Below are 23,084 nucleotides of genomic sequence, written 5' to 3'. Positions count from 1 at the left end.
ATCGATCTGAATGTCGCGATCGAGCCGCTGTCCGTGGTGCTCGTCGAACTCACCGTTCAGCAGCGAGCGGCGGGGCCCGTCGCGGAGAGCACAGCCCCCGCTGGACCACCCTGCCCCTTCCTCATGACGCCTACCAGGAGGGAATCCGCATGCTCCGACTGTCCAACGTGCACGTGAGCCTGACGATCGAGCCCGCGCGTGGCGCCCAGATCGTCGAGCTCTCGCGAGCCGGTGACGACGTCAACGCCCTCGCGTTCGAGACCTGGGACAGCCCACCGGCCGCGGACGGCGTCAGCTCCTACTACGACCCCGAGCTCGACTGGCTCTCCGGCTACCACGGCGGCTGGCAGGAGACGCTGCCCAACGCCGGTCAGGCCTCGCACCTCGACGGGATGCCGCTTCCCTTCCACGGCGAGGGTTCCTTCATCCCCTGGCAGGTGGTGGAGTCCGGGCCCGACCACTGCGTCGTCGCGACCCACCTGCGCCCGACGCTGTCCGCCACCCGGTCCATGACGCTGTCCGCCACCCACCCCGCCGTGCAGGTCGCGACGCGGGTGACGAACACCGGCCTGCTGCCCGTCCCGATGGTGTGGGGCCACCACCCGGCCTTCGCCGCGGATGCCGGCACCGTGCTCCACCTCCCGGCCACCCGCTACTCCGTCGACCCGGCGCAGCCCGACGGCCTCGACACCACGGAAGGCACCTGGCCGACGTCCTCCGCTCCCGACGGACCGGTGGACCTGTCGCGGTTCAGCGCCGCGACCGGCCAGCGACTCGTCTACTGCCACGGCCACGACGAGGGCTGGGCGGTGGTGGAGCAGAACGGCCTGCTCCCGCACGCCGCCCTGTCCTGGGACGTCGCCGCATACCCCGCGACGTGGATCTGGCAGAACCGCGCCGCGACCGGCTTCCCCTGGTTCGGCCGCCTTCGCTGCCTGGCCGTCGAACCACAACGCGCCTGGCCCTTCGACGGCCTCGCCGGCGCCCGCTCCCGCGGCCAGGAGCTCACGGTCGCGCCCGGCCGGTCCGTGGAGTCGTGGATCACCGTGGCGCTCCCGGAGCAGCTGCCCGCCGTCATCACCGGTGTCGACCAGGACGGTCACGTCATGGGCGACCGGCCCTGACGCACGAGCGCTCAGCGCGTCTGCGCCGGGCATCGCCGACAACGCAGCGAGAGAGGGAAGCAACGATGGATCTGTCGGGCAAGGTCGCCGTCGTGACCGGGGCATCCCGCGGGATCGGGCAGGGGATCGCGGTGGCCCTCGCCGAGGCCGGCGCAGACGTCGCCAGCCTGCATCTGCCGGAGCCCGACGGTAACCGCGACACCGTCGAGCAGGTCGAGGCGCTCGAGCGACGGGCCCTGTTCGTGGACGGGAGCACCGCAGCTCCCGATGTCGTGGAGGCCTTCGCCGACCGCGTCACCGACGAGCTCGGCGACATCGACATCTGGGTCAACAACGCCGCCGCCATCATGGTCAAACCGTTCCTGGAGACCAGCGACGAGGACTGGAGCCGCCTGCTCGGGTCCAACCTCTTCGGGTACATCCACGGCGCGCGGGCCGCGGTCCGCCGGATGGCTCCGCGCCGAACCGGCCGGATCGTGAACATCTCCTCGATCACCGCCCACCAGGCCATCACCGACATGACGGCGTACATCACCGCGAAGGGCGGCGTCGTCTCCTTCACGAAGGCGCTCGCCCTCGAGGTGGGCCCGCTCGGCATCGGCGTCAACGCCGTCGCTCCGGGCGCGATCTCCACGCCGCTCAACGCCGAGCTCTACACGCCGGCCGTCCGCGCCGTCTACGAGGACCGCATCGCGCTCGGACGCATCGGCGTTCCGCGGGACATCGCCACCGCGGTGCTGTTCCTGTGCTCGGACGCGGCGAGCTACGTCTGCGGGCACGAGCTCGTCGTCGACGGCGGGATGACCATCAACGGCAACGTCGGCTTCGAGCCCGAGAGCTGAAGGGACGGCCCCATGACCGTGAGCCAGACCGTGGTCAGCATCGGCCACGGGTTCCTCGAGGGCCCCCGCTGGCGCGACGGCCGCCTCTACGCGTCCGACTTCTTCGCCAGGACGGTGCTCACCTTCGACGGGGACGGCGTCCGCGACGTCGTCTGCGAGGTCCCTGGGCAGCCCTCCGGGCTCGGTTGGAGCCCGGACGGCGTGCTGCACGTCGTCTCGATGCTCGACCGTCGCCTGTTACGGCTCGAGAACGGTGAGCTGACCGAGCTCGCCGACCTCAGCGGCCTGTTCCCCTGGCACGCCAACGACCTGATCGTCGACGGCTCCGGCCGCAGCTACGTCGGGAACTTCGGCTGGGACGAAGGAACCGTCGACACCATCGCCGCCACCGTCATCGCCCGCGTCGACCCCGACGGCTCGGTATCGACGGCCGCCACCGACCTGGTCTTCCCCAACGGCATGGCGATCACCCCGGACGGCGCCACGTTCCTCGTCGCCGAGACCTTCGCCGCGCGCGTCACCGCCTTCACCATCGGCGACGACGGTTCCCTGAGCGACCGTCGCGTCTGGGCGGACTTCGCCGACGGCGCGACCTTTCCGACCCTCACCGAGGCGATGGCCTCCGGGGCCGTCCTGCCCGATGGGATCGCGCTGCACGCGGACGGCACCCTGTGGGTCGCCGACGCCGCCCGCCAGGGGGTCCTGCGGGTCGCGCAGGGCGGCGAGGTCCTCCAGCGGATCGGCTTCGGCACCCGGACGGCCTTCGCCGTAGCCGTCGGGGGGCCGGCCGCGGACACCCTCTACGCCTGCGTCGCCGCGCCGTACCGCAGCGCCAACCCCAGCCTCGACTGGCAGGCCAGCCTGGTCCGCGTCGATCTCGACCCGGTCATGGCCGACGATGCGGTGTGGGCAGGCCGATGAACGTCGTCAGAGCGCCGGTCAAGACGGCGCCGGACCCGGCCAGCGACGAGCCCCGGGAGTCGGTGTGACACCTTTGGCGGCGGAAACCGTGCGAGACCGCCGATCTCGCCGGTCCGCGGAGGCAGGGGGCGAGGCGCCGGGCTCTCTGAATGGGCCGTCAGGGCGAGTCGCCTACTCGCCCTGACGGCGGTTTTGGGGGGCTTCACTCCACGTCGTCCTGGAGCTGCGCAGGCGCAGCTTCGAGACCGCCGGGCGACGTGCCCCGGACGTCCCCATCTGGGGAGCGCCCTCTGCCACCGCTCGGCGGCTGCCTGCACTTATATCCGAGAGACCCCGATCCGGAACAGGCGGCGACCGGCGAAGGTTTTCGCCCGGATCTGGGGTAATGCGTAAGCCTCCTCCGGAGCAGGGAGCCGGACTCATGAGCGACCGGGTGACATGGGAGAAGTGCCCGAAGTGCGGAGCCCCCGCGGCCGTGGGCTGGACGACGGTGGCATGGGCGTCGGGCGAACCCGTCGAGGATGAACCCACCGAGATTGACTGCACGTCGGGATGCCAGTTGAACTCGGACGAGGTGCAGGACGCGTTCGACCACTGACCCTGACACGAGAATCCGTGTTCGTAGGCAGGCGTCAGTTCCACGGCTGAGCCGCGGTGCGTGAGGGGGCTGAGCCGCGGTGCGTGAGGGGGCTGAGCCGCGGTGCGTGAGGGCGCTTGTTCAGGCGGCGGCGTGCGGCTGGAGGGTGACGTCGAAGCCGAGCTTCTCGATTTCGCGGGCCAGGCGTCGGGCGTGCGCCTCGGGGTCGGTTCGGCGGGTGAAGTAGTCGACCCCGAGCTCGGCGTAAGGCTTGTGCTCGGCGAGGACGTGCCAGGCGATCACCAGCATGGTGTGGGCGACGGCGAAGATGGCCTTGGTCTCGCCCCGGCTGCCGAAGCGCCGCCGGAAGCGCTGGTACTGCGCGCCCAGGTAGGTGCTGCGGGTGCGGGTCGCGGCCCAGGCGGCCTCCACCATCGCGGTGCGCAACGCGGTGTCGCCCTTGCGGGCGCGCCCGGAGGGTCGTTTGCCGGCCGACTCGTGGTTGCCCGGGCACAGCCCCGCCCAGGAGGCCAGGTGCGCCGCGGTCGGGAAGCGGGTCATGTCGGGGCCGGCCTCGGCCAGGAGTACCCACGCCGTGCGGGGACCGACGCCGGGGATGGTGCCGAGCAGCTCAACCGCCCGGGAGAAAGGGGCGATCTCGGCCTCCACCCGGGCATGGAGTTGGTCGACGGCGGCGGAGAGGTGGTCGATGTGGGCCAGCAGCATGCGCAGCAGCAGTGCGTGGTGCTCGCTGAACCCGCCCTCCAGTGCCAGGCGCAAGTCGGGGATCTTCACCCGCATCCGGGTCTGCGCGAAATCGGCCAGCACCGCCGGGTCGCGTTCGCCGGCGATCAGCGCCTCCAGCATCGCCCGGGCGGACTTGCCCATCACGTCGGAGGCGACCGAGTCCAGCTTGATCCCGGCGTCTTCCAGCACCCGCTGCAGCCGCTGGATCTCCCGGGTGCGCTCCTCGGTCAGCTTCTTGGCATAGCGGGTCAGGTCGCGCAGCCGGGCCATCACCGGGGTGGGCACGAAGCTGCCGCGCAGCAGCCCGCACTCCAGCATCTGGGCCAGCCAGGCGGCGTCGCCGACGTCGGTCTTGCGCCCGGGCAGGTTCTTCACGTGCCGCGGATTGCACAGCAGCAACTCATAGCCGGTCTCGGCCTCCAGCACATGCCAGACCGGCTTCCAGTACGAGCCGGTCGCCTCCATCGCCACCTGCGTGACCCGCTCGGCCACCAGCCAGTCGCGTAACTCGCGCAGCGCGCCGGTGAAGGTCCGGTACTGGCGCACCTCTTGCTCGCGCCCGGAGCCGTCCTTCCTCGGGCGGCGCACCACCGCCATGACGGTGTCCTTGTGCACGTCCAGCCCCGCGCACCGATCCACCAGTACGTCCATCTCGAGGCCCCTCCCTGTGATGTGAATCAGGGGTGGCCGCCCGTGGGACCTTTGCGCATCGAAGACTCTGACACTCGTGCTCGCGGCGACAGTTGTTGGTTCCTAAAGGCCCCGGCGCCAGACTGAATGACGGGCTCACAGCGCCAGTGACATTCCCGGGCTCTACGGGCGGCCGCCCGCGATTCTCATCCTTGCTGGTGCCCCGCAGGGGCATCCGGGACTGAATGGGTGCTTAAGAGACACCTCGCCGACTCCCCCGCCTCTGCGCTCGGCCCCAATGAGCTCTTGACCCTCAGCCTTCAGCCTCACATTCGCCCACGCTCACCGTCGTACGCCTACTCCCGTCATTCCGGCGTGCGGGACGAACGCGAACGAAGGCGGACCTGCCCGAACGCCGCGTAATGGTGGTCTGAGTCATCGGCAACATCCAGCCCTCATAGGCAGCCTGATGCCCGAGGAAGGTTCATCACGCGACTGGCCACCAAGTGCGACTGCTCACGCCGCGTGGTCTGCTTCGCTCAGCTCTCAGACCGGAACATCGCGAATCTCTCCGCCTCTAGCTCCGACCGGGAAAGCCAACACTCGTGAACCCAAAGGAAGCCGCGCGGATCGACTGCCGCGCCGATCCCTCGGCCACGATCAAACAAGGGGGGCCCTCCGACCTGCCCCGCGGGCTCGTATTGCATCAGCGGCGATGGCTCAGCCGCAATGTCCCGATGAACCACCACGCCAGTTAGGTGCTGCCCAGACTTGTTCACGACAGGACCGAGACAGGCGTTGTCCTCTCGAGCTTGAGCCTCGTTGGGCCACCAGGGGACGGACTTGCAGACCAGAAGCTCCACATCGACGGCACGGTCACGCTGCGGGACCGCAATGAGCCCTCCGAACTCCCGACCCCGGGGCGCTTTAGGCGAAGGGACTGTAGTTGCCTCCGGAGTGAACAGGTCCCACGCAAACCTCAGTCGCATAACCAAGTCCACGTCGTCGCATACTGGAGCGCCAGAGAACCAGTACTTATCTGGCCAGTTGGTTCGCTTGCGGGCAGCTCCGCCAGCGCTGTTGACGACCCCGACAGCTGAGCTGTCAAGCTCGATCTTGTATCCGCCAACGAGCCCGCGAGCGATGTCGGGACCGTGAATGCTGACCTTGATGTCTTGAGCCCAGCCGGCTAGGGGTTTGACGTAGAAGGACGATCCGCCGCTTCCGATTCGCCAGCCGTAGCTCCACTTGCCCAGCGCTCGGTCACCGACGAGGAACTTGACCACCGATCCAGATGACGCCGCACCCACGTCCTCAACGCTAAAGAGCGCCTACGACACGTTAGATAGCGACATCAACCGGCACCGGCGCACCCATGCCACCGCCTCGAGCTGGCGCATCGTCCGCGAGGGCACCCGAGGGGCCCAACCCCGTCCGCCACATCTGACGGTCGAGCGTCAAGCAAGCTGTCCTCCGTGCCAACCTCCCACCCTTTGTGCCTACTCCGAGCCCCCCTGCTGACCGCTCTAGGCTCGCTCGACAGAAACGTCACCGACCCCGCGCACGGCGCGCTCTCATGAATGCTGCAGCAATGACAGACGCGGCGCCCTGGTGGAACGGCCCGTGGGTGGCGGTCCTGGGCACTCTTCTGGGCGCCATCGTTGGCTCGTTCCTCACCTCGGCCCGTGACCGCCGACGATGGGGACGAGAGTTCCTCGCGGGTCAGATCGACCGTCACACCTCCTATGCGGCAGATGTCTGTAGCGCCGTCGACTTTTTGGAACTGGTCTACGTACAGGTCGGGGATGCTGCACTCGGCAAACGAGTGGAGGTCAAAGCTGAGCGCATCGATGACGTCGATGCGGCATGGCGCGATGTGCTAACCCGGCGATACGTCTACGCGTCGGCAGAACTGCAGGCCGCACTGGTGAAATTCGACGTCGCTCGAGCTGCCGCGGTTGACGCAATCGCTCGTCGAGACCCCGCCCCGCTCGCGCTGAGCCAGCAACGCCTAACTGCTGCACGGCTCGGCGTACTCGATGCGATTCAGAAGACGGTCAACGCAACCAACAAGGCGTTGGGGTGGGACCTGCTGCCATGGCGTCGGCGAGCATGGGCAGGCCTTTGGCGTCGCCCCTGGTACCCGGTGGCACGCATGCCAAGCGAGCTCCCGCAAGAGCGCCCAGCCGCCAACTGACCTGCTGCCTCCAGTCTTCGCCGGCTTCTCCGGGGCCACGTGCACCCCACGAACGCCCTGGAGGTAGCAAGATCAATAGCCGTCACACCCACTGCTCGTTGGAGCGGGTGCGCGTCCTCAGCCGACGTATCGGAACCTGCGGACCGAACCCTTAGATGGTTCCTCGCTGAGCCGACCACATAACCAAAGCTGGGGGTTTGATGGGGCTCGTTGCCCCGGGTCACGAATTTTGCCCCACTGACCTGCGGTTTTGCTCCCCCGATTGGACTCGAACCAATAACCCTGCGATTAACAGTCGCATGCTCTGCCAATTGAGCTACGGGGGACGGGCGGGCCTGACCCGCGCGCCCGACCAGAGTACCTGACGGCCCCCCGCACCCCGGGACCGGCTCGCGGTCCGACGAGTGCGCCGCGCCACAGGTAGCGTGATCACGACGTTCCCAGTCCCAGGAGGTCTCTCGTGGCGAAGCTGTCCTTCCTCGCCGGGTTCGGCGTCGGCTACGTGCTCGGCTCCCGCGCCGGCCGCGAGCGCTACGAGCAGATCGTGCGCGCCTGGGACCACGCCAAGGACGACCCGCGCCTGCAGAGCGTCGCCGGCATGGCGCAGGCCCAGGCCGACAACGTCGTCCAGTCGGTCAAGGCCAAGATGGGCAGCGACGCCCCGCGCTGACCTACGGCCGGTCGTCGGGGGACGGCGCCGGCGCCTCGGCCTCTGCCTGCACCTGGATCTCGATGTTGGTCCGGTGCGCGACCGGGTCCCAGATCTCCTCGAGCGGCGCGAGCACCGAGCCGCCGATCCCCCGTCGCCGGGCCCGCCGGCCCAGCAGCAGGAAGCCCACCGGGACGCCGACCAGGACGACGAGCCCGCCGACGGCGAGCAGGACCTCCGTCACTCCGGGGAGTCGGCGGCGACCGCGTCGGCCAGCTTCTGCCGCGCCACCTCGCGCGACTGCTCGTCGGTGCGGTCGGCGTCGTCGTCGAACACGACGGTCCACTCCCGCGCCGCCTGACCGGGGATCCGGCGCGCGACCAGCAGCACCCCTCCCCCGCCAGGCAGGGGCGAGCGCCGGCTGGCCACCACGGTCTGGTCGACCCGGCGGCGGACGACGGGCGGCAGGTCGCGGGCGTCGGTCAGCACGTGCTTCTCCACCGGCAGCCGCGCCTGCACACCGGGCTCGACCTCGGTCAGCGGCGTGACCTCGAACGTGCCGCCGTCGGCGATCTTGTTCCACTTCGCCGAGCCGATCTCGTGCCAGCGCAGCACGCCCACCTCACCGGCGCGGTCGAGGGACAGGTCGGCCGGCACCCGGCGCAGCCCGCGGGACGTCGCCACAAGCCAGCCCTCGTCGCGCACCAGCACGCCCCAGCCCAGCAGGTGCTCGTCGGGGTCCGGCGACGCCTGCAGCACCGCGCGCACCAGTTCGGGCGCCCGGGTCCAGCGCCGGCGCCACGTGTCCAGAAGGCTCACGGGGTCAGGCCGCCCATCGCCCGCTCCCGCAGCGACCGCGCCTGCTGCTCCAGCGCGAGCAGCTTCAGAAACGCCTTGTTGTAGGCGTCGGCCTCCTCGACCGGGTTCATCCGCTGCAGCCGGCCCTTGAGCGCAGCCACCTGGCGCACGGTCGCCATCTCCTGCAGCCGCGCCAGGATCGCGTTCACGTACACGGTGTCGGACTCCCCGTTCACCGAGCGCAGCGGCTCGACGGCCAACGCGGTCAGCTGGGCCTGCGCGGTCTCCCGCGGGCACTGCGCCGCCACGGCCTCCAGCCAGGCCGGACCGGTCACGTGCGTGGCCGCCGCTCCCCCGGCGCCGGCCACCGCGGCGGCGATCGCGGCGTAGTCCGGGTCGGTGTAGGCCTCGGCCGGGATCGCGTCGAACGACGGCCCGGCCAGCTCCGGCACCTGCAGGGCGGCCTTGATCGCCTCCCGTTCGACCTCGATCGCGACGTCGTCCGGACTCTTGCGGGGCACCCGGCCCCGCCCACGGGACTGCTCGGGCTCCTCGCCGCCGCCCATCGCGCGACGCACCCGGCGCATGACGTCGGCCTCGTCGGTGTCGCCGATCAGCGCGGCGAGCCGGCGGGCGTAGGCGGGGCGCAGCGCGTGGTCCTTGATCGAGGCCAGCAGCGGCGCGGTCCGCTCCAGCGCGTGCACCCGGCCCTCGACGGTCTCCAGGTCGTACTCGGCCAGCGTCGTCTTCAGGACGAACTCGATCAGCGGCGTGCGCCGGGCGACCAGGTCGCGGACGGCGGCGTCGCCGTGCGCCTGCCGCAGCTCGCAGGGGTCGCGGCCGTCGGGCTCGACGGCGACGAAGGTCTGCGCGACGAAGCGCTGGTCCTCCTTGAACGTCTTCATCGCCGCCGCCTGGCCGGCCGCGTCGCCGTCGAAGGTGTAGACCACCTCGCCGCGGAACTCGTCCTGGTCCATGAGCAGCCGCCGCAGGACGGCGATGTGCTCGGGCCCGAACGCGGTACCGCAGGACGCGACGGCGGTGGTCACGCCGGCCAGGTGGCAGGCCATGACGTCGGTGTAGCCCTCGACGACGACCGCCTGGTGCCGCCGGGCGATGTCGCGCTTGGCCCGCTCGATCCCGTAGAGCACCGTGCTCTTCTTGTAGAGCGGCGTCTCGGGGGTGTTGAGGTACTTCGGGCCCTGGTCGTCGTCGAACAGCTTGCGCGCGCCGAACCCGATGACGTCGCCGGTGATGTCGCGGATCGGCCAGATCAGCCGGCGGTGGAACCGGTCGATGAGCGTGCCGCGGCTGGACTCCTTGGCCAGCCCGCCGGTGACCAGTTCCTGCTGCGTGTAGCCCTTGCTGCGCAGGTGCCGGGTGAGCCCGTCCCAGCCGCCGGGCGCGAACCCGCAGCCGAAGTCGAGGGCCACCTGCCGGTCGAAGCCGCGGTCGGCGAGGAACTGCCGGGCCGGGGCCGCCTCGGGGCTCTTCAGCTGCTCGGCGTAGAACTCCGCGGCCGCGTGGTTCGCGGCGACGAGCCTGGCGCGCTGGCCGCCCTGCGCCCGGTCGGGCCCGCCAGTCGGTCGCCCCCCGTCGTCCTCGTAGTGCAGCTCGATGTTGGTCCGACCGGCCAGGTATTCGACGGCTTCACCAAACGACAAATGGTCGATCTGCTGGATGAAAGAAATAACATCGCCGCCTTGGCCGCAGCCAAAACAATGATAGAGATTTCTCGACGGCGTCACGTGGAAGGACGGCGACTTCTCGTCGTGGAACGGGCACAGCCCCTTGAGGCTGCCTCCGCCCGCGCGCTTGAGCTGGAGGTGCTCCCCTACGATCTCGTCGATCCGGCTGCGCTCGCGGACCAGCGCGATGTCCGCGGCCCGGATCTTGCCTCGACCGGCCATGTGCTTCTCCCTCAGCCGATCCCTGGTGCGCCGGCCACGCTGTGCCCGGTCGCGCGGTAGAGCAGGTACGCCGCCGTCTCGCGGAGGATGTACTTGAACTGCGTGGTGCGGGTCTGCACTGCCGGGCCCTGCCGGGTCGGCGAACTGGCGGCGTCGATGCCGGAGTCGTCGGCCATGCGCTCGGCGCGCATCGCGTGCCACGGATCGGTGACCAGCACCGCCGACGTCCACCCCCGTTCGCGGAACGCGGAGGCGACCAGCTTCATGCTCTCCAGCGTGTCCACCCCGCCGCGCACGGCGAGCAGCGCGTCGGACGGGATGCCCGCCTGGGCCAGGTAGTCGCGGCCGGCCTCGGCCTCGGTGAACTGGTCACCGGACTTCTTGCCACCCACGGTGACGATCACCGGCGCGACTCCGGCCTCGTACAGCGTGATCGCGTGCTCCAGCCGTGCCTCGAAGATCGACGACGGGACGCCGTTGTACTGCGCCGAGCCCAGCACCACGATCGCGTCGGAGTGCGGGCGCGAGTCCTGCCGCGCCGTCCACCAGATGCCCAGCGCCGTCGAGGTGACCAGCAGCACGAACGCGAGCACGGCGGCCCCGACGATCCTGCCGATCAGCGTCCCGAGCCGCACCCCCACGCGTCATGGGTACCACGCGTGGACGACGGGGTGGGACGCCTGGGGACGGTGTTGGCTTCCCGCCCGCCCGGGCCTACGACCCGACGCTCTCCGCGCCGAGCGCCGCGCGGCCGGCCTCGAGCCGCGCCACGGGCACTCGGAACGGCGAGCAGGAGACGTAGTCCAGCCCGACCTCGTGGAAGAAGTGCACCGATTCCGGGTCGCCGCCGTGCTCGCCGCAGATCCCGAGCTTCAGCTCCGGCCGCGCCTCCCGGCCCTCGCGAGCCGCTACCCGCACCAGCCGACCGACGCCGTCCAGGTCCAGCGACTCGAACGGCGAGATCCCGAAGATGCCCTTGTCCAGGTAGGCGTGGAAGAACGCCGCCTCGACGTCGTCCCGGGAGAAACCCCACGTCATCTGGGTCAGGTCGTTGGTGCCGAAGGAGAAGAACTCCGCCGAGTGCGCGATCTCGGCCGCGGTCAGCGCGGCCCGCGGGACCTCGATCATCGTGCCGATCAGCGGCCGGATCTCGGCACCGTGCTCCTCGCAGACCGAGGCGATGACCTGCTCGGTCTCCTCACGGATCGCCTCGAGCTCCTGCACCGCGCCGACCAGCGGGATCATGATCTCCGGCCGCGGGTCGCCGCCGGCCTTCTTCCGCTCGCAGGCCGCCTCGACGATGGCGCGCACCTGCATGGCGAACAGGCCGGGTACCACCAGCCCGAGCCGGACGCCGCGCAGGCCGAGCATCGGGTTCTGCTCGTGCAGCCGGCGGACGGCAGCCAGCAGCCGCAGGTTGGCCTCGTCGGGGTGCCCTTCGGCCTCGGCGACAGCCACGCGGACCGAGAGGTCGGTGAGGTCGGGCAGGAACTCGTGCAGCGGCGGGTCGAGCAGCCGCACGGTCACCGGCAGCCCGTCCATGGCCTCGAAGATCTCGACGAAGTCCTGCTTCTGCAGCGGGGCGAGGCCGTCGAGCGCCGCCTGCCGGTCGTCGTCCCCCTCGGCCAGGATCAGCTTCTCGACCAGCTGACGACGGTCGCCGAGGAACATGTGCTCGGTCCGGCACAGCCCGATGCCGTGCGCGCCGAAGCGACGGGCGCGGGCGGAGTCCTCCGGGGTGTCGGCGTTGGTCCGCACGTCCAGCCGCCGGCGGGAGTCGGCGTGGGTCAGGATCCGGTGCACGCTGTTCACCAAAGCCTCGGTGTCATCAGCTTCGGGATCCACCTCCCCCTCGAAGTACCGGACGACGGACGACGGCTCGACCGGGACCTCCCCCAGCCAGACCTTGCCGGTGGAGCCGTCGATCGAGATGACGTCGCCCTCGGTGACCTCCGTGCCGTCGGGCGCGGTGAACTTCTTGGCCTTGGTGTCGACCTGCAGCTCCTCGGCGCCGCAGACGCAGGTCTTGCCCATGCCGCGGGCCACGACGGCGGCGTGCGAGGTCTTGCCGCCGCGGCTGGTGAGCACGCCCTGGGCGGCGATCATGCCGGCGAGGTCGTCGGGGTTGGTCTCTCGGCGGACGAGGATGACCTTCTCGCCGTTCTGCGCCTGCTCGACCGCGGCCTCGGAGGAGAAGACGGCCTTGCCGACGGCGGCACCCGGCGAGGCGTTCATCCCCTGGGTGAGCTTCTTGGCGTCGCCGCCCTCGGTGAAGCGCGGGAACATCAGCTGCGCGAGCTGGTCGCCGGTGACCCGGCGGACCGCCTCGTCCATGTCGATGAGGCCCTCGTCGACCAGCTGGGTGGCGATCCGGAACGCCGCGCCCGCGGTGCGCTTGCCCACGCGGGTCTGCAGCATCCACAGCTTGTTGCGCTCGATCGTGAACTCGATGTCGCACAGGTCCCGGTAGTGCGATTCGAGCGTCGACATGGTCTGCAGCAGCTCGTCGTACGCGTCCTTGTCGATCTGCTCGAGCTCGGTCAGCGCCACGGTGTTGCGGATGCCGGCGACGACGTCCTCGCCCTGCGCGTTCTGCAGGTAGTCGCCGTAGACACCCTGCTCGCCGCTGCCCGGGTCGCGGGTGAAGGCGACGCCGGTGCCGGAGTCCATGCCGAGGTTGCCGAACACCATCGCGACCACGTTGACCGCGGTGCCGGCGTCGCCCGGGATGCGCTCGCGGCGGCGGTAGAGGATCGCCCGGTCGGAGTTCCACGAGTCGAAGACGGCGTTGATCGCGAGGTCCATCTGCTCGCGCGGGTCCTGCGGGAAGTCGCGGTCGGTGTGCTGCTTGACGATCTCCTTGAACCGCCGGACGACGTCCTGGAGGTGCTCGGCGTCGAGGTCCAGGTCGAGCTCGGTGCCCTGCTCGCGCTTGACCTCGTCGAGCGCCTCGTCGAACAGCTCGCCGTCGATGCCCTGCACCGTCTTGCCGAACATCTGGATCAGCCGGCGGTAGGAGTCCCAGGCGAACCGGTCGCTGCCGGACTGGGTGGCCAGGCCCTGCACCGACTCGTCGTTGAGCCCGACGTTGAGGACGGTCTCCATCATCCCGGGCATGGAGGCGGCCGCCCCGGAGCGCACGGAGACCAGCAGCGGGTCCGACGGGTCGCCGAGGGTCTTGCCCATGGCCTTCTCGAGCGCGGTCAGGTGCTCGGTGACCTCGTCGGACAGGTCCGGAGGAGTCGACCCGTGTTCCAGGTAGAAGCGGCAGGCGTCGGTGGTGATGGTGAACCCGGGCGGGACGGGCAGGCCCAGGTTGGTCATCTCGGCGAGGTTCGCGCCCTTCCCGCCGAGCAGGTCCTTCTGGTCCTTGTTGCCCTCGCTGAAGTCGTAGACCCACTTCGTGCCAGCCACCGCGCACCTCCGCGCTCGTTCACCCGGACCGGACCGTTCCATCGTGGAGCAGACGCGGTCAGATGAGCAGACGTCTGGGACGTCCACTTTCAGGAATTAGAGCGATCTTGGCGGACGACGGCCCAGGTCGCACACCGATGTGACCTGGACGACACAGGTCCCGGGCACGCCGCAGCGCCCCCGGGACCCGGCCAGTGCGGAACTCAGCCGATGAGCAGGAACCCGATCACCGCGCCGGCGATCACGACCAGGCACACGATGATGCCGACGATCAGGCCGGTCCGGTTCTTGGGCGACGGCGCCGGCGACCGGTACTGCGGGAAACCGGTGGCGAACGACTGCGGCTGCTGCTGCGCCGGGGTGGGCGCGTACTGCGGCTGCGGCGGGAGCTGCACCTGACCGGGGAAGACCACCTGGGTCGGCGCGGCGGGCGCTGGCCCACCGGGCGCCGGCGCGCCGGGGGCCGGGGGAACATAGCCCACCTGGGGACCGGCAACGGGCGGGTACGGCGGCTGCGACAACGGATCGTCCTCTCGAGCTGGCCCAGCGATTGCGCGCGCCATGGTGGCAGCCTCACCGGCTCCTGAGAAGACTTCCGGTCCCGGTCCGCGCGGTCTCGTTCAGCCGTCCGTCGTCGTTCCGCAGATGTGGGCGCCGTCCTCGTTGACGACGGTCAGGAACGTGCTGGTCACGGCCCCGCCGTCGGTCCAGCGGACCGTCACCACACGGGCGCCGCTGTCACCGGGATCCGCTGTCGCTTTCCCGACCGTGGGGGTCCCGGACCGGACGTACTTCCCGGCGACCTGGTCCGGCTGCAACCGGGCGCGCTCGTCGTTGCAGAGCAGGCTGTACGCGGTGTCGGTGTCACCTTGCTCCAGGGCGGCGTAGAAGACCTGCACGGCCTGGGTCGACTGCTCCTCCGCCGTCCCCTTGACCAGCGGCAGCACGACGACGGCGGCGATCGCCAGCAGGACGGTGCCGGCGAAGATCAGCACCAGGAGGCGGCCTCGGCGGCGGCCCGCGCCGGTGTGCAGCGGCTCCGGCCCCTCGTCGTACAGGTACGGGCCCTCGGTCACCCGCCGCTCACCTCGAGCTCCGCGCCGGCCGGCGGCCGAGGGTCGTCGCGGTCGGCCAGCCAACCCTCGGGGAGCGCCACCGGCCGCGGCGGGCTCGTGCGCCCCCGCGGGGCACCGAGCACCTCGACCGGGTAGGGCTGGTCGGGGATCCGCGCGAGCAGGTCGGCCAGCTCGTCGAGGGAGCTCACCATGGCGAGGGCCTTGCGGACGTCGGAGCCGACCGAGAAACCCTTGAGGTACCAGGCGACGTGCTTGCGGAAGTCGGTGCAGCCGTGCCGCTCACCCTGCTCCTCGCCGAGCAGTGTCGCGTGCCGGTGCATGACGGCGGCGACCTCCCGCAGGGTCGGCAGCGCCCGTCGCGGCTGCCCGGCGAACGCGGCGGCCAGGTCCCCGAACAGCCACGGCCGCCCCAGGCAGCCGCGGCCGATGACGACGCCCGCGCACCCGGTCTCGGCGACCATGCGCAGCGCGTCGTCGGCCTCCCAGATGTCGCCGTTGCCCAGCACCGGGATGTCCACGGTCTCGACCAGGCGGGCGATGTGCGACCAGTCGGCAGTGCCGCTGTAGAGCTGGTCGGCGGTGCGGCCGTGCAGGGTGATCGCGGCGGCGCCGGCGTCCTGCGCGATCCGGCCGGCGTCTGCGTACGTGTGGTGGTCGGCGTCGATGCCGATCCGGGTCTTGACCGTCACCGGGACGTCGCCGGCCGCTCGCACCGCCTCACGGACGATGTTCTCGAACAGCCTTCGCCGCCAGGGCAGCGCCGAGCCGCCGCCCTTGCGGGTCACCTTGGGCACCGGGCAGCCGAAGTTGAGGTCGATGTGCGCCGGGCGGGTGCCGGCGATCCCCTCGTCGACCAGCATCTGCACCGCACGGCCGACGGTGGCGGGGTCGACCCCGTAGAGCTGCACGGAGAAGGCGTCCTTCTCGTCCGGCGTCGCCCGGACCATCTGCAGCGTCTTCTCGTTGCGCTCGACCAGCGCCCGGGTGGTGATCATCTCGCAGACGTAGAGGCCGGCCCCGAACTCCCGGCACAGGGTCCGGAAGGCCGGGTTCGTGATGCCGGCCATCGGCGCGAGGACGACGGCGGGGTCGACGCTCAACGTCCCCAGCTTCAGGGCCGGGAGCGCCACCGTCGTCGTCACGTCCCCAGGGTAGGTGGGCGGACTTGTCCGGGTTGAGCCGCTCAGGGCTGGGTGGGCCCGCGTGTTCCCGCGGCTCTCCCCCGACCGGCCCGGGTTGAGCCGCTATCACCGATCGCCCCCGTCCCGGCCCACCCCTCCTCAGGAGACCGCGCCCTCCACAGATTCCACGAGCAGGGTCACGGCCTTCGCGCGGGGCGCCACCCTCGGACCCGTGCCCGCGCCGCTCTTCCTACCGCTCGCCATCGACCTGCCTGTGCGCCGGCGGCTCGGCGTGTTCACAGCCGCCGACCTCACCGCCTCCGGCATCGGCAAGGTCGAGACCGCCGCCGCCGTGCGCGCCGGCACCTGGGTGCGGCTGCGACCTGGCGTCTTCGTCACTGCCGCCGACCTCGCCGAGGTGACGCGGACGAGCCGCCGTCCCGGTCTCGATGCCTTGGCCGTCATGGCGAGCCTGGATCGACCATCCGCCGTCTTCAGCGGGGCCACTGCCGCGTGGATCTGGGGACTGCCTGGCCCACGGTCGAGCACCGACGTCGTACAGCTGACCGATCCGCACCGCTGGCGTCGCGGAACCGGCTGGCTGATGACCCGCGCCACCCTTCCCGATGAGGACGTGGTCGTCCGTGGCGCATACCGGGTGACCACAGCGGCGCGGACATTGGTGGACGTCGCCCGCATCTGGCCCGAAGTGCATGCGGTCGCCGCGGTCGACGCCGCACTGCTGCGCCGGTTGACCAGTCGTGAGGAACTGGCCGCGGTGCTGGCCCGGCAATGCTTCGTCCCGGGTGTGCCCCGCGCGGTCCGCGCGGTCGCGTTGGCTGACGGCAGGGCCGAGTCGTGGCTGGAGACCTGCGGCCGGCTGACCTTCGCCGCCCTCGGGCTACCGCGGTTCGTCCCGCAGGTCGAGCTGTGGGTCGACGGCACGCTGCTCAAGGTGGTCGACGGCTGGTATCCCGAGGCCGCACTGGCGATCGAGTTCGACGGCCGGATCAAGTACCAGCGACCGAGGTACGGCCGCACCCCGGACGAAGAGCTGTGGCGGGAGAAGCGGGCGGAGGATCATCTGCGCTCCCTGGGAGTGCGGTTCGTGCGGGTCGCCGCCGAGGACCTGAACGGAGGCCGTGACGCGCTGGAGCGACAGGTGCGGCGATCGCTCGAGACCCCAGGGCCCACGGTGCGGGACTTCCAGGAGATCCCGCGGGTCGAGGGTCGGTTCCGGGGCGAGGACACAGGGGATGACGGCTGGTTACCCCGCGCCGACGACCGCATCGTCGTCCCCGGCTTGACCCATCCGAGGCGGGGTTGAGCCGCATGCTCCTGCGGCTCATCCCCTCCCCAGGCGGCTTGACCCGCGTGCGGTCGCGCGGCGAGACCACCTACAGGAGCCAGCCGCGGTCCTCGGCGAGGCGGACGGCCTCGGCGCGGTTGCGCGCGCCGGTCTTGCCGATGGCGGCCGAGAGGTGGTTGCGCACCGTCCCCTCCGACAGGTGCAGGACGGCGGCGACGTCGGCGACCGTGTCCCCACCGCGCGCCGCCCGGAGCACCTCGGTCTCCCGGGTGGTGAGCGGGCTGGCGCCCGACACCAGCGACTCCTCGGCCAAGGCGGGGTCGAGCACCCGCAGCCCGGCGTGCACCCGGCGCACCGCCTCGGCCAGCTGCCGGGCGGGGGTGTCCTTGACGACGAACCCGCTGGCGCCGGCCTCGATCGCGCGGCGCAGGTAGCCGGGCCGGCCGAACGTGGTCACGATCAGCACCCGGCACGACGGCAGGGCCTTGCGCAGCACCGCGGTGGCCGCGATCCCGTCGAGCCCGGGCATCTCGACGTCCATGAGGACGACGTCCGCCTTCTCCCGCACCGCCGCCTCGACCACCTGGTCGCCCCGGCCGACCTCGGCGACCACCTCCAGGTCGGACTCCAGCGCGAGCAGCGCGGCGAGCGCGCCACGGACCAGGGCCTGGTCATCGGCGAGGAGCAGCCGGATCACGCGACCACCCGCAGCAGGAAGCCGCCCTCCGGCGCGCGCTCGATCTCGAGCGTGGCGCCCGACGTCGCCGCCCGCGCCTGCAGCCCGGCCAGGCCGTTGCCACCGCTCTGGTAGGTGCCCGGCCCGCGACCGTCGTCGCGCACCTCCACGCAGTCGGCGGTCAGGTGCACGCCGCACCAGCTCGCACCGGAGTGCCGCACCACGTTGGTGACCCCTTCCCGCAGCGCCCAGGCGAACAGCTCCCGGTGCCGGGCCGGGACGACGTCGACCCCGCTGGGCAGGTCGGCCGAGATCCCGGCCGCCGCCAGCGCCGACCGGGCCGCCGCGAGCTCCCCGGTGAGCGAGACCTCGCGGGTGCCCGAGACGGTCGCGCGGACGTCGGCGAGCGCCTCGCGGGCCAGCCGTTCGACGTCGGCGACCTCGCTGCGAGCTCGGTCGGTGGCCGGACCGGGCGGCAGGGTCTCCAACATCCGGCCGGCCAGCTCGGTCTTCACCGTGATGACGGTCAGCGAGTGGCCGAGGATGTCGTGCACGTCCCGGCCCAGGCGCTCCCGCTCCTGGGTGACGGCGAGGTCCACCAGCTGCTCGCGCGCCTGGGCGAGCTGGGCATTGCGCTCGATGACCTGGCTGATCCCGAACGCGGCGAAGCAGCCGAGCAGGAGGCTGGGCAGGAAGTCGCCCAGCGGCTTCCAGCCGGGGATCACGAGGGGCAGGACGACGACGAGGACGACGAGCCCGGCGACCACCGCCCACGCCGCCCGCGCCCGCAGCGTCATCACCGCCGTGACCCCGACGTAGATGAGCCCGGCCATCGCCTCCTCGCCGGCGGCGGGGGCGGCGAGCGCGAGCAGGCCGAGCCCGCCGGCCAGCACCCACCACACCTGCGCGGTGGGCGGCCGGCTGAAGCCGCGCCGGTAACGGATCCGGGCGAAGAACCAGACGAAGCCGCCGGCGAACGTCAGGAGCGCCGCGATGCCGACAACCCGCCAGCCGAGCGCGGCGTCGGAGTTCCACGCGGCCTCGAGCGGCTGGTACAGGAAGTAAAGCCAGACCGCGGCGAAGACCCACCCAAACCGCCCGGGGCGGCGGATGCCGGCGTCCGCGGGCACGCCGGAGGGGACCGCACCGTGCGGCGCGGTCCCCTCGGTCGTGGTGGTCACGGAGAGCAGTGTGACTCCCGGTCAGACGCGGGCGGTGTCGCGGCGGAACCGCCACACCGCGCCGGCGGCGAACAGCGCCGTCCAGATGATGACGTTGGCGATCGCGGCCAGGTTCACGTGGTCCTCGATCAGCGCCGCCCGGGCCAGCGCGCCCACGCCGTAGGCGGGGGTGAACTTCGCCAGGGTCTGCAGCGTGTGGCTGAGGACGTCGAGCGGCACGAAGATGCCGCCCATCAGGGCCAGCAGCGCCAGCGCGGGGCCGAGCAGCTGCATGACGTTCTCCGACGGCACCAGGTAGCCGATGAACAGGCCGAACGCGGCGAAGACGACCGCGCAGATCCAGGCGACCAGCCCGCTGACGACCCACGCCCAGGCGGGCATCCGCACCGCGCCGCTCAGGCCGCCGACGGCGAACACGATGGCCACCGAGACCGCGCCCATGACCATGGCGGTGAGCACCTTGGTGGCCATGTACGCCAGCGGGTTGAGCGGGGTGAGCCGCAGCTGGCGCGACCAGCCGAGCGCCCGCTCCACGGCGACCGAGGCGCCGGCGGCGGTGTTGGCGATCATCGAGCCGTACACGGCGAAGCTGATCATCAGGTACGCCGAGACGTTGCCGCGGCCGGCGACCTGGTGCTGGTAGGCGTCGCTGAGTCCGCCGAAGAGCAGGAAGAACGCCGGCGGCATGATCAGCGTGAACACCAGGGTGCGGCGGTTGCGCAGCATCCTGGTGATCTCCAGCCGCAGGAAGGTGAGCGAGAAGCCGCCCAGCGGGGGCACGCGGCGCTGGGGGACGGTGGCGATCGCGGCGGTCATCGGTTGTCTCCGGTCAGGGCGAGGAAGGCGTCTTCGAGGCCGCGCGAGGTGATCTGGAGGTCCCGCGCGGGCGTGGTGGTGAGCAGGTGCCGGGCGACGGAGTCGGAGTCCTTGGCCCGGACGAGCACGGTGTCGCCGCGCAGTTCGACGTCCTCGACGCCGGGCAGCGACCGCAGGCCGACGGCCTCGCTCGTGCCGACCCCCTCCCAGGTGGCGGTGACCAGCCGGCCGGAGGACTGCGCCTTGATCTCGGCGGCGGTGCCGTCGGCGACCACGTGGCCGTGGCTGACCAGGACGATCCGGTCGGCGTAGGCGTCGGCCTCTTCCAGGTAGTGGGTCGCGAAGACGACGGTGCGGCCGCGCTCGGCGTCGGCGCGGATCGCGCCCCAGAAGTCGCGACGGCCCTCGACGTCCATCCCGGTGGTGGGCTCGTCGAGGATCAGCAGCTCGGGCTCGGGCAGCAGCGCCATGGCGAAGCGCAGCCGCTGCTGCTCGCCGCCGGAGCACTTGGCGACCCGGCGGCCGGCGATCGCGGTGAGCCCAGCGCGCTCGAGCACCTCGGCGATCGGCCGGGTGTGCGCGAACAGCGCGGCGGTGAGCTCGACGGTCTCGGCGACGGTGAGGTCCTTGAGCAGGCCGCCGGTCTGCATGACGGCGGTGACCAGGCCGTGCGCGACCGCGGAGCGCGGGGTCATCCCGAAGACCTCCGCGGTGCCGGCGTCCGGGCGGGACAGGCCGAGCACCATGTCGATGGTCGAGGTCTTGCCGGCGCCGTTGGGGCCGAGGAAGGCGACGATCTCACCCTGCTCGATCGTGAGGTCGAGGCCGTCGACCGCGGTGACCGCGCCGAAGCGCTTGGTCAGCCCGCGCAGGGCGACGGCCGGAGCGGCGCGGCCGGCCGCCGGAGCGGCCGCGCCCGGGAAGGTCTGCGTCATGCGTAGAGCATCGGGAGCGGCGGCCCCGACCACCTCTGCCGCGCATCACGACATCCCCGTGAGAGATGTCACGGGTGGTTTCGCGTGCTTGACCGCGCGCGGTTAAGCACGCGAAACCACGTCAGCAGATGGGGAGGCGGTCCTTGAGGTAGCGCTCGACCTGGTCGAGACCGACCCGCTCCTGGCTCATCGTGTCCCGCTCGCGCACCGTCACGGCGTCGTCCTCGAGGGTGTCGAAGTCGACCGTGAGGCAGAACGGCGTGCCGATCTCGTCCTGCCGCCGGTAGCGCCGGCCGATAGCGCCGGCGTCGTCGAAGTCGACGTTCCAGTTCTTGCGCAGGGTCGCGGCGAGGTCGCGGGCCTTCGGCGAGAGGTCGGCGTTGCGCGACAGCGGCAGGACGGCGGCCTTCACCGGTGCCAGCCGCGGGTCCAGCCGCAGCACCGTCCGGACGTCGACACCGCCCTTGGTGTTCGGCGCCTCGTCCTCGGTGTAGGCCTCGATGAGGAACGCCATGAGCGAGCGGGTCAGCCCGGCCGCCGGCTCGATGACGTAGGGCACCCACCGCGTGTTCGACGCCTGGTCGAAGTAGGACAGGTCGACCCCGGAGTGCTCCGAGTGGGTCTTCAGGTCGAAGTCGGTGCGGTTGGCGATGCCCTCGAGCTCACCCCATTCCGAGCCCTGGAAGCCGAAGCGGTACTCGATGTCGACGGTGCGCGTCGAGTAGTGCGACAGCTTCTCCTTCGGGTGCTCGTAGTGGCGCAGGTTGTCCGCCGAGATGCCCAGGTCGGTGTACCAGCGGGTGCGCTCGTCGATCCAGTACTGGTGCCAGGTCTCGTCGGTGCCGGGCTCGACGAAGAACTCCATCTCCATCTGCTCGAACTCGCGGGTGCGGAAGATGAAGTTGCCCGGCGTGATCTCGTTGCGGAACGACTTGCCGATCTGGCCGATGCCGAACGGCGGCTTCTTGCGGGCCGCGCCGCTGACGTTGGCGAAGTTCACGAAGATGCCCTGCGCGGTCTCCGGGCGCAGGTAGTGCAGCCCCGACTCGTCCTCGACCGGGCCGAGGTAGGTCTTGAGCATCATGTTGAAGTCGCGCGGTTCGGTCCACGCGCCCTTCGTGCCGCAGTTCGGGCAGGTGATGTCGGCCAGGCCGTTCTCCGGCGCCCGGCCCTTCTTGGCCTCGAACTCCTCCTCGAGGTGGTCGGCGCGGAAGCGCTTGTGGCAGTGCTGGCACTCGGTCAGCGGGTCGGTGAAGACGCCGACGTGCCCCGAGGCCACCCACACCTGCCGCGGCAGGATCACCGAGGAGTCCAGGCCGACGATGTCGTCCCGGCTCTGGACGACGGTGCGCCACCACTGCCGCTTGATGTTCTCCTTGAGCTCGACCCCCAGTGGCCCGTAGTCCCACGCGGAGCGGGTGCCGCCGTAGATCTCACCCGACGGGAAGACGAACCCCCGGCGCTTGCAGAGGTTCACGACCTTGTCGAGGCGGGCGGGGTCGTGCTTGGGACTGGCGGGGGCTGCCACGAAAGGCTCCATCCGGCTGGCGGTCGGCGGGTTGACCGCTCCACGGTAGTTGGGCCGCGCTTCCCCCCGCCGTCACCCCCAGACCAGGACGGCGACCGCCATCACGGCGAGGACCAGCAGCACCAGCGCCGTCACGAGGACCGCCGTCCGGCGGTGGCGGGCGACCGGAACCGGCGCGAGGGGCGTGGTCGGCTCGGCCTGCACGGCCGGCATCCCCACCTGCTCGGTCGGCAGGTCGACCAGCGGCGGCTCGGCCGGACCCGGGGCCGGCACGCGCATCTCGTCGGTGGGTTCCGGCTCGTCCGGCGGCCGGGTCACGCGGGGTCCTCGGCGGCCACGTAGACGCCGGGCTCGTCGACCGCGTGCACCCAGACCGGCGCCCCGGCGATCTTCACCTCGGCGGCGGACAGCCCCCGGCGGTAGGAGCCCACGCCGTCCCACCGCGTGACCAGCGCCCACAGGTCGCCGTCCTCGGTCGACCGGCCGAACTCGCCGTCGACGAAACCGGGACGGGCGGCCAACGCGGCGAGCAGCTCACCCACCGCGGTGGTGAGGTCCTCGTTCGCGGGAGCACGCAGGCGGGTGACGGCGAACATGCGCACGACGGTGCCACGCGACGAGACGGCGGAAACG

23 protein-coding genes and 1 tRNA gene are annotated in these 23,084 nt (G+C 71.3%); 7 read left to right on the top strand and 17 right to left on the bottom strand.

The features are described from left to right. The first annotated feature begins 110 nt into the window (after positions 1–110). The 4 genes from GGQ55_RS17460 (at position 111) to GGQ55_RS17445 (ending at position 3,485) form a co-directional block, all read left to right on the top strand. Positions 111–1,124, top strand: coding sequence for a DUF4432 family protein (locus GGQ55_RS17460; protein ID WP_281371680.1), 1,014 nt, complete (start codon positions 111–113; stop codon positions 1,122–1,124). Between the two features lie 65 nt (positions 1,125–1,189). Continuing rightward, entirely contained in the window at positions 1,190–1,966 is a 777-nt protein-coding gene (locus tag GGQ55_RS17455) for an SDR family NAD(P)-dependent oxidoreductase (RefSeq protein ID WP_179718854.1), read from the top strand. 12 nt (positions 1,967–1,978) lie between these two features. Continuing rightward, entirely contained in the window at positions 1,979–2,887 is a 909-nt protein-coding gene (locus GGQ55_RS17450) for an SMP-30/gluconolactonase/LRE family protein (protein WP_179718852.1), read from the top strand. 421 nt (positions 2,888–3,308) lie between these two features. Next, positions 3,309–3,485, top strand: a complete 177-nt coding sequence (locus tag GGQ55_RS17445; protein ID WP_179718850.1) for a hypothetical protein — start codon at positions 3,309–3,311, stop codon at positions 3,483–3,485. A 120-nt stretch (positions 3,486–3,605) separates the two neighbouring features. On the opposite strand, the gene GGQ55_RS17440 is transcribed toward GGQ55_RS17445, so the two are convergent. Beyond that, positions 3,606–4,862 carry an IS110 family RNA-guided transposase gene (locus GGQ55_RS17440; RefSeq protein ID WP_179718848.1) on the bottom strand — a complete coding sequence of 419 codons (1,257 nt, stop codon included), beginning with the start codon at positions 4,860–4,862 and terminating at the stop codon, positions 3,606–3,608. 1,555 nt (positions 4,863–6,417) lie between these two features. On the opposite strand from GGQ55_RS17440, the gene GGQ55_RS17435 reads away from it, so the two are divergent. After that, positions 6,418–7,038 (top strand): hypothetical protein, encoded by a 621-nt coding sequence (locus GGQ55_RS17435; RefSeq protein ID WP_179718846.1) that lies wholly within the window; start codon positions 6,418–6,420, stop codon positions 7,036–7,038. Positions 7,039–7,291: 253 nt separating this feature from the next. Here the strand turns inward: GGQ55_RS17435 and GGQ55_RS17430 are convergent. Beyond that, positions 7,292–7,364: transfer RNA gene (locus tag GGQ55_RS17430), tRNA-Asn, on the bottom strand. Between the two features lie 134 nt (positions 7,365–7,498). Here GGQ55_RS17430 and GGQ55_RS17425 point away from each other — a divergent pair. Beyond that, entirely contained in the window at positions 7,499–7,708 is a 210-nt protein-coding gene (locus GGQ55_RS17425; protein ID WP_179718844.1) for a hypothetical protein, read from the top strand. A 1-nt stretch (position 7,709) separates the two neighbouring features. Here the strand turns inward: GGQ55_RS17425 and GGQ55_RS17420 are convergent, their stop codons facing one another. The 8 genes from GGQ55_RS17420 to dusB form a co-directional block, all read right to left on the bottom strand. Continuing rightward, positions 7,710–7,931 carry a hypothetical protein gene (locus GGQ55_RS17420; protein ID WP_179714521.1) on the bottom strand — a complete coding sequence of 74 codons (222 nt, stop codon included), beginning with the start codon at positions 7,929–7,931 and terminating at the stop codon, positions 7,710–7,712. Next, on the bottom strand, positions 7,928–8,506 hold the full coding sequence (locus GGQ55_RS17415; protein WP_179718842.1) for a hypothetical protein: 579 nt from the start codon (positions 8,504–8,506) through the stop codon (positions 7,928–7,930). Before GGQ55_RS17415 ends, GGQ55_RS17420 begins: the two co-directional genes overlap by 4 nt. Then, entirely contained in the window at positions 8,503–10,395 is a 1,893-nt protein-coding gene (dnaG, locus tag GGQ55_RS17410; protein ID WP_179718840.1) for a DNA primase, read from the bottom strand. The genes GGQ55_RS17415 and dnaG overlap by 4 nt, the downstream gene beginning before the upstream one ends. Before the next feature lie 11 nt (positions 10,396–10,406). Further along, positions 10,407–11,036, bottom strand: a complete 630-nt coding sequence (locus GGQ55_RS17405) for a YdcF family protein (protein WP_179718838.1) — start codon at positions 11,034–11,036, stop codon at positions 10,407–10,409. A gap of 73 nt (positions 11,037–11,109) precedes the next feature. Next, positions 11,110–13,809, bottom strand: a complete 2,700-nt coding sequence (gene ppdK, locus GGQ55_RS17400) for a pyruvate, phosphate dikinase (RefSeq protein WP_366489578.1) — start codon at positions 13,807–13,809, stop codon at positions 11,110–11,112. A gap of 203 nt (positions 13,810–14,012) precedes the next feature. Further along, the gene (locus tag GGQ55_RS17395; protein WP_179718834.1) at positions 14,013–14,330 is read right to left on the bottom strand and encodes a hypothetical protein; all 318 of its coding nucleotides are present in this window, start codon (positions 14,328–14,330) and stop codon (positions 14,013–14,015) included. A 99-nt stretch (positions 14,331–14,429) separates the two neighbouring features. Beyond that, positions 14,430–14,885 carry an Rv0361 family membrane protein gene (locus GGQ55_RS17390; RefSeq protein ID WP_179718833.1) on the bottom strand — a complete coding sequence of 152 codons (456 nt, stop codon included), beginning with the start codon at positions 14,883–14,885 and terminating at the stop codon, positions 14,430–14,432. Next, a complete protein-coding gene (gene dusB / locus GGQ55_RS17385; protein ID WP_179718831.1) occupies positions 14,882–16,027 on the bottom strand; it encodes a tRNA dihydrouridine synthase DusB in 1,146 nt (381 codons plus the stop codon). The genes GGQ55_RS17390 and dusB overlap by 4 nt, the downstream gene beginning before the upstream one ends. Positions 16,028–16,238: 211 nt before the next feature. On the opposite strand from dusB, the gene GGQ55_RS17380 reads away from it, so the two are divergent. Then, on the top strand, positions 16,239–17,333 hold the full coding sequence (locus GGQ55_RS17380; protein WP_179718829.1) for a type IV toxin-antitoxin system AbiEi family antitoxin domain-containing protein: 1,095 nt from the start codon (positions 16,239–16,241) through the stop codon (positions 17,331–17,333). 70 nt (positions 17,334–17,403) lie between these two features. Here the strand turns inward: GGQ55_RS17380 and GGQ55_RS17375 are convergent, their stop codons facing one another. From GGQ55_RS17375 to GGQ55_RS17345, 7 genes are all read right to left on the bottom strand, one after another. After that, on the bottom strand, positions 17,404–18,012 hold the full coding sequence (locus GGQ55_RS17375; RefSeq protein ID WP_179718827.1) for a response regulator transcription factor: 609 nt from the start codon (positions 18,010–18,012) through the stop codon (positions 17,404–17,406). Continuing rightward, complete coding sequence (locus tag GGQ55_RS17370; protein WP_218859321.1) at positions 18,009–19,172, bottom strand: sensor histidine kinase; 1,164 nt, start codon at positions 19,170–19,172, stop codon at positions 18,009–18,011. The genes GGQ55_RS17375 and GGQ55_RS17370 overlap by 4 nt, the downstream gene beginning before the upstream one ends. A 21-nt stretch (positions 19,173–19,193) precedes the next feature. Beyond that, positions 19,194–19,988, bottom strand: coding sequence for an ABC transporter permease (locus GGQ55_RS17365; protein ID WP_179718825.1), 795 nt, complete (start codon positions 19,986–19,988; stop codon positions 19,194–19,196). Beyond that, on the bottom strand, positions 19,985–20,923 hold the full coding sequence (locus GGQ55_RS17360; RefSeq protein ID WP_179718823.1) for an ABC transporter ATP-binding protein: 939 nt from the start codon (positions 20,921–20,923) through the stop codon (positions 19,985–19,987). Before GGQ55_RS17360 ends, GGQ55_RS17365 begins: the two co-directional genes overlap by 4 nt. 121 nt (positions 20,924–21,044) lie before the next feature. Next, the gene (locus GGQ55_RS17355) at positions 21,045–22,451 is read right to left on the bottom strand and encodes a glycine--tRNA ligase (protein WP_366489575.1); all 1,407 of its coding nucleotides are present in this window, start codon (positions 22,449–22,451) and stop codon (positions 21,045–21,047) included. A 72-nt stretch (positions 22,452–22,523) separates the two neighbouring features. Next, entirely contained in the window at positions 22,524–22,769 is a 246-nt protein-coding gene (locus tag GGQ55_RS17350; RefSeq protein ID WP_179718819.1) for a hypothetical protein, read from the bottom strand. Beyond that, a complete protein-coding gene (locus GGQ55_RS17345) occupies positions 22,766–23,047 on the bottom strand; it encodes an antibiotic biosynthesis monooxygenase family protein (RefSeq protein WP_179718817.1) in 282 nt (93 codons plus the stop codon). The genes GGQ55_RS17350 and GGQ55_RS17345 overlap by 4 nt, the downstream gene beginning before the upstream one ends. Positions 23,048–23,084 lie beyond the last annotated feature (37 nt).

Origin of the sequence: Petropleomorpha daqingensis (assembly GCF_013408985.1) — a bacterium.
GTDB classification, from domain to species: Bacteria; Actinomycetota; Actinomycetes; order Mycobacteriales; family Geodermatophilaceae; genus Petropleomorpha; species Petropleomorpha daqingensis.
This window is presented reverse-complemented; position numbering and strand designations above follow the sequence as displayed.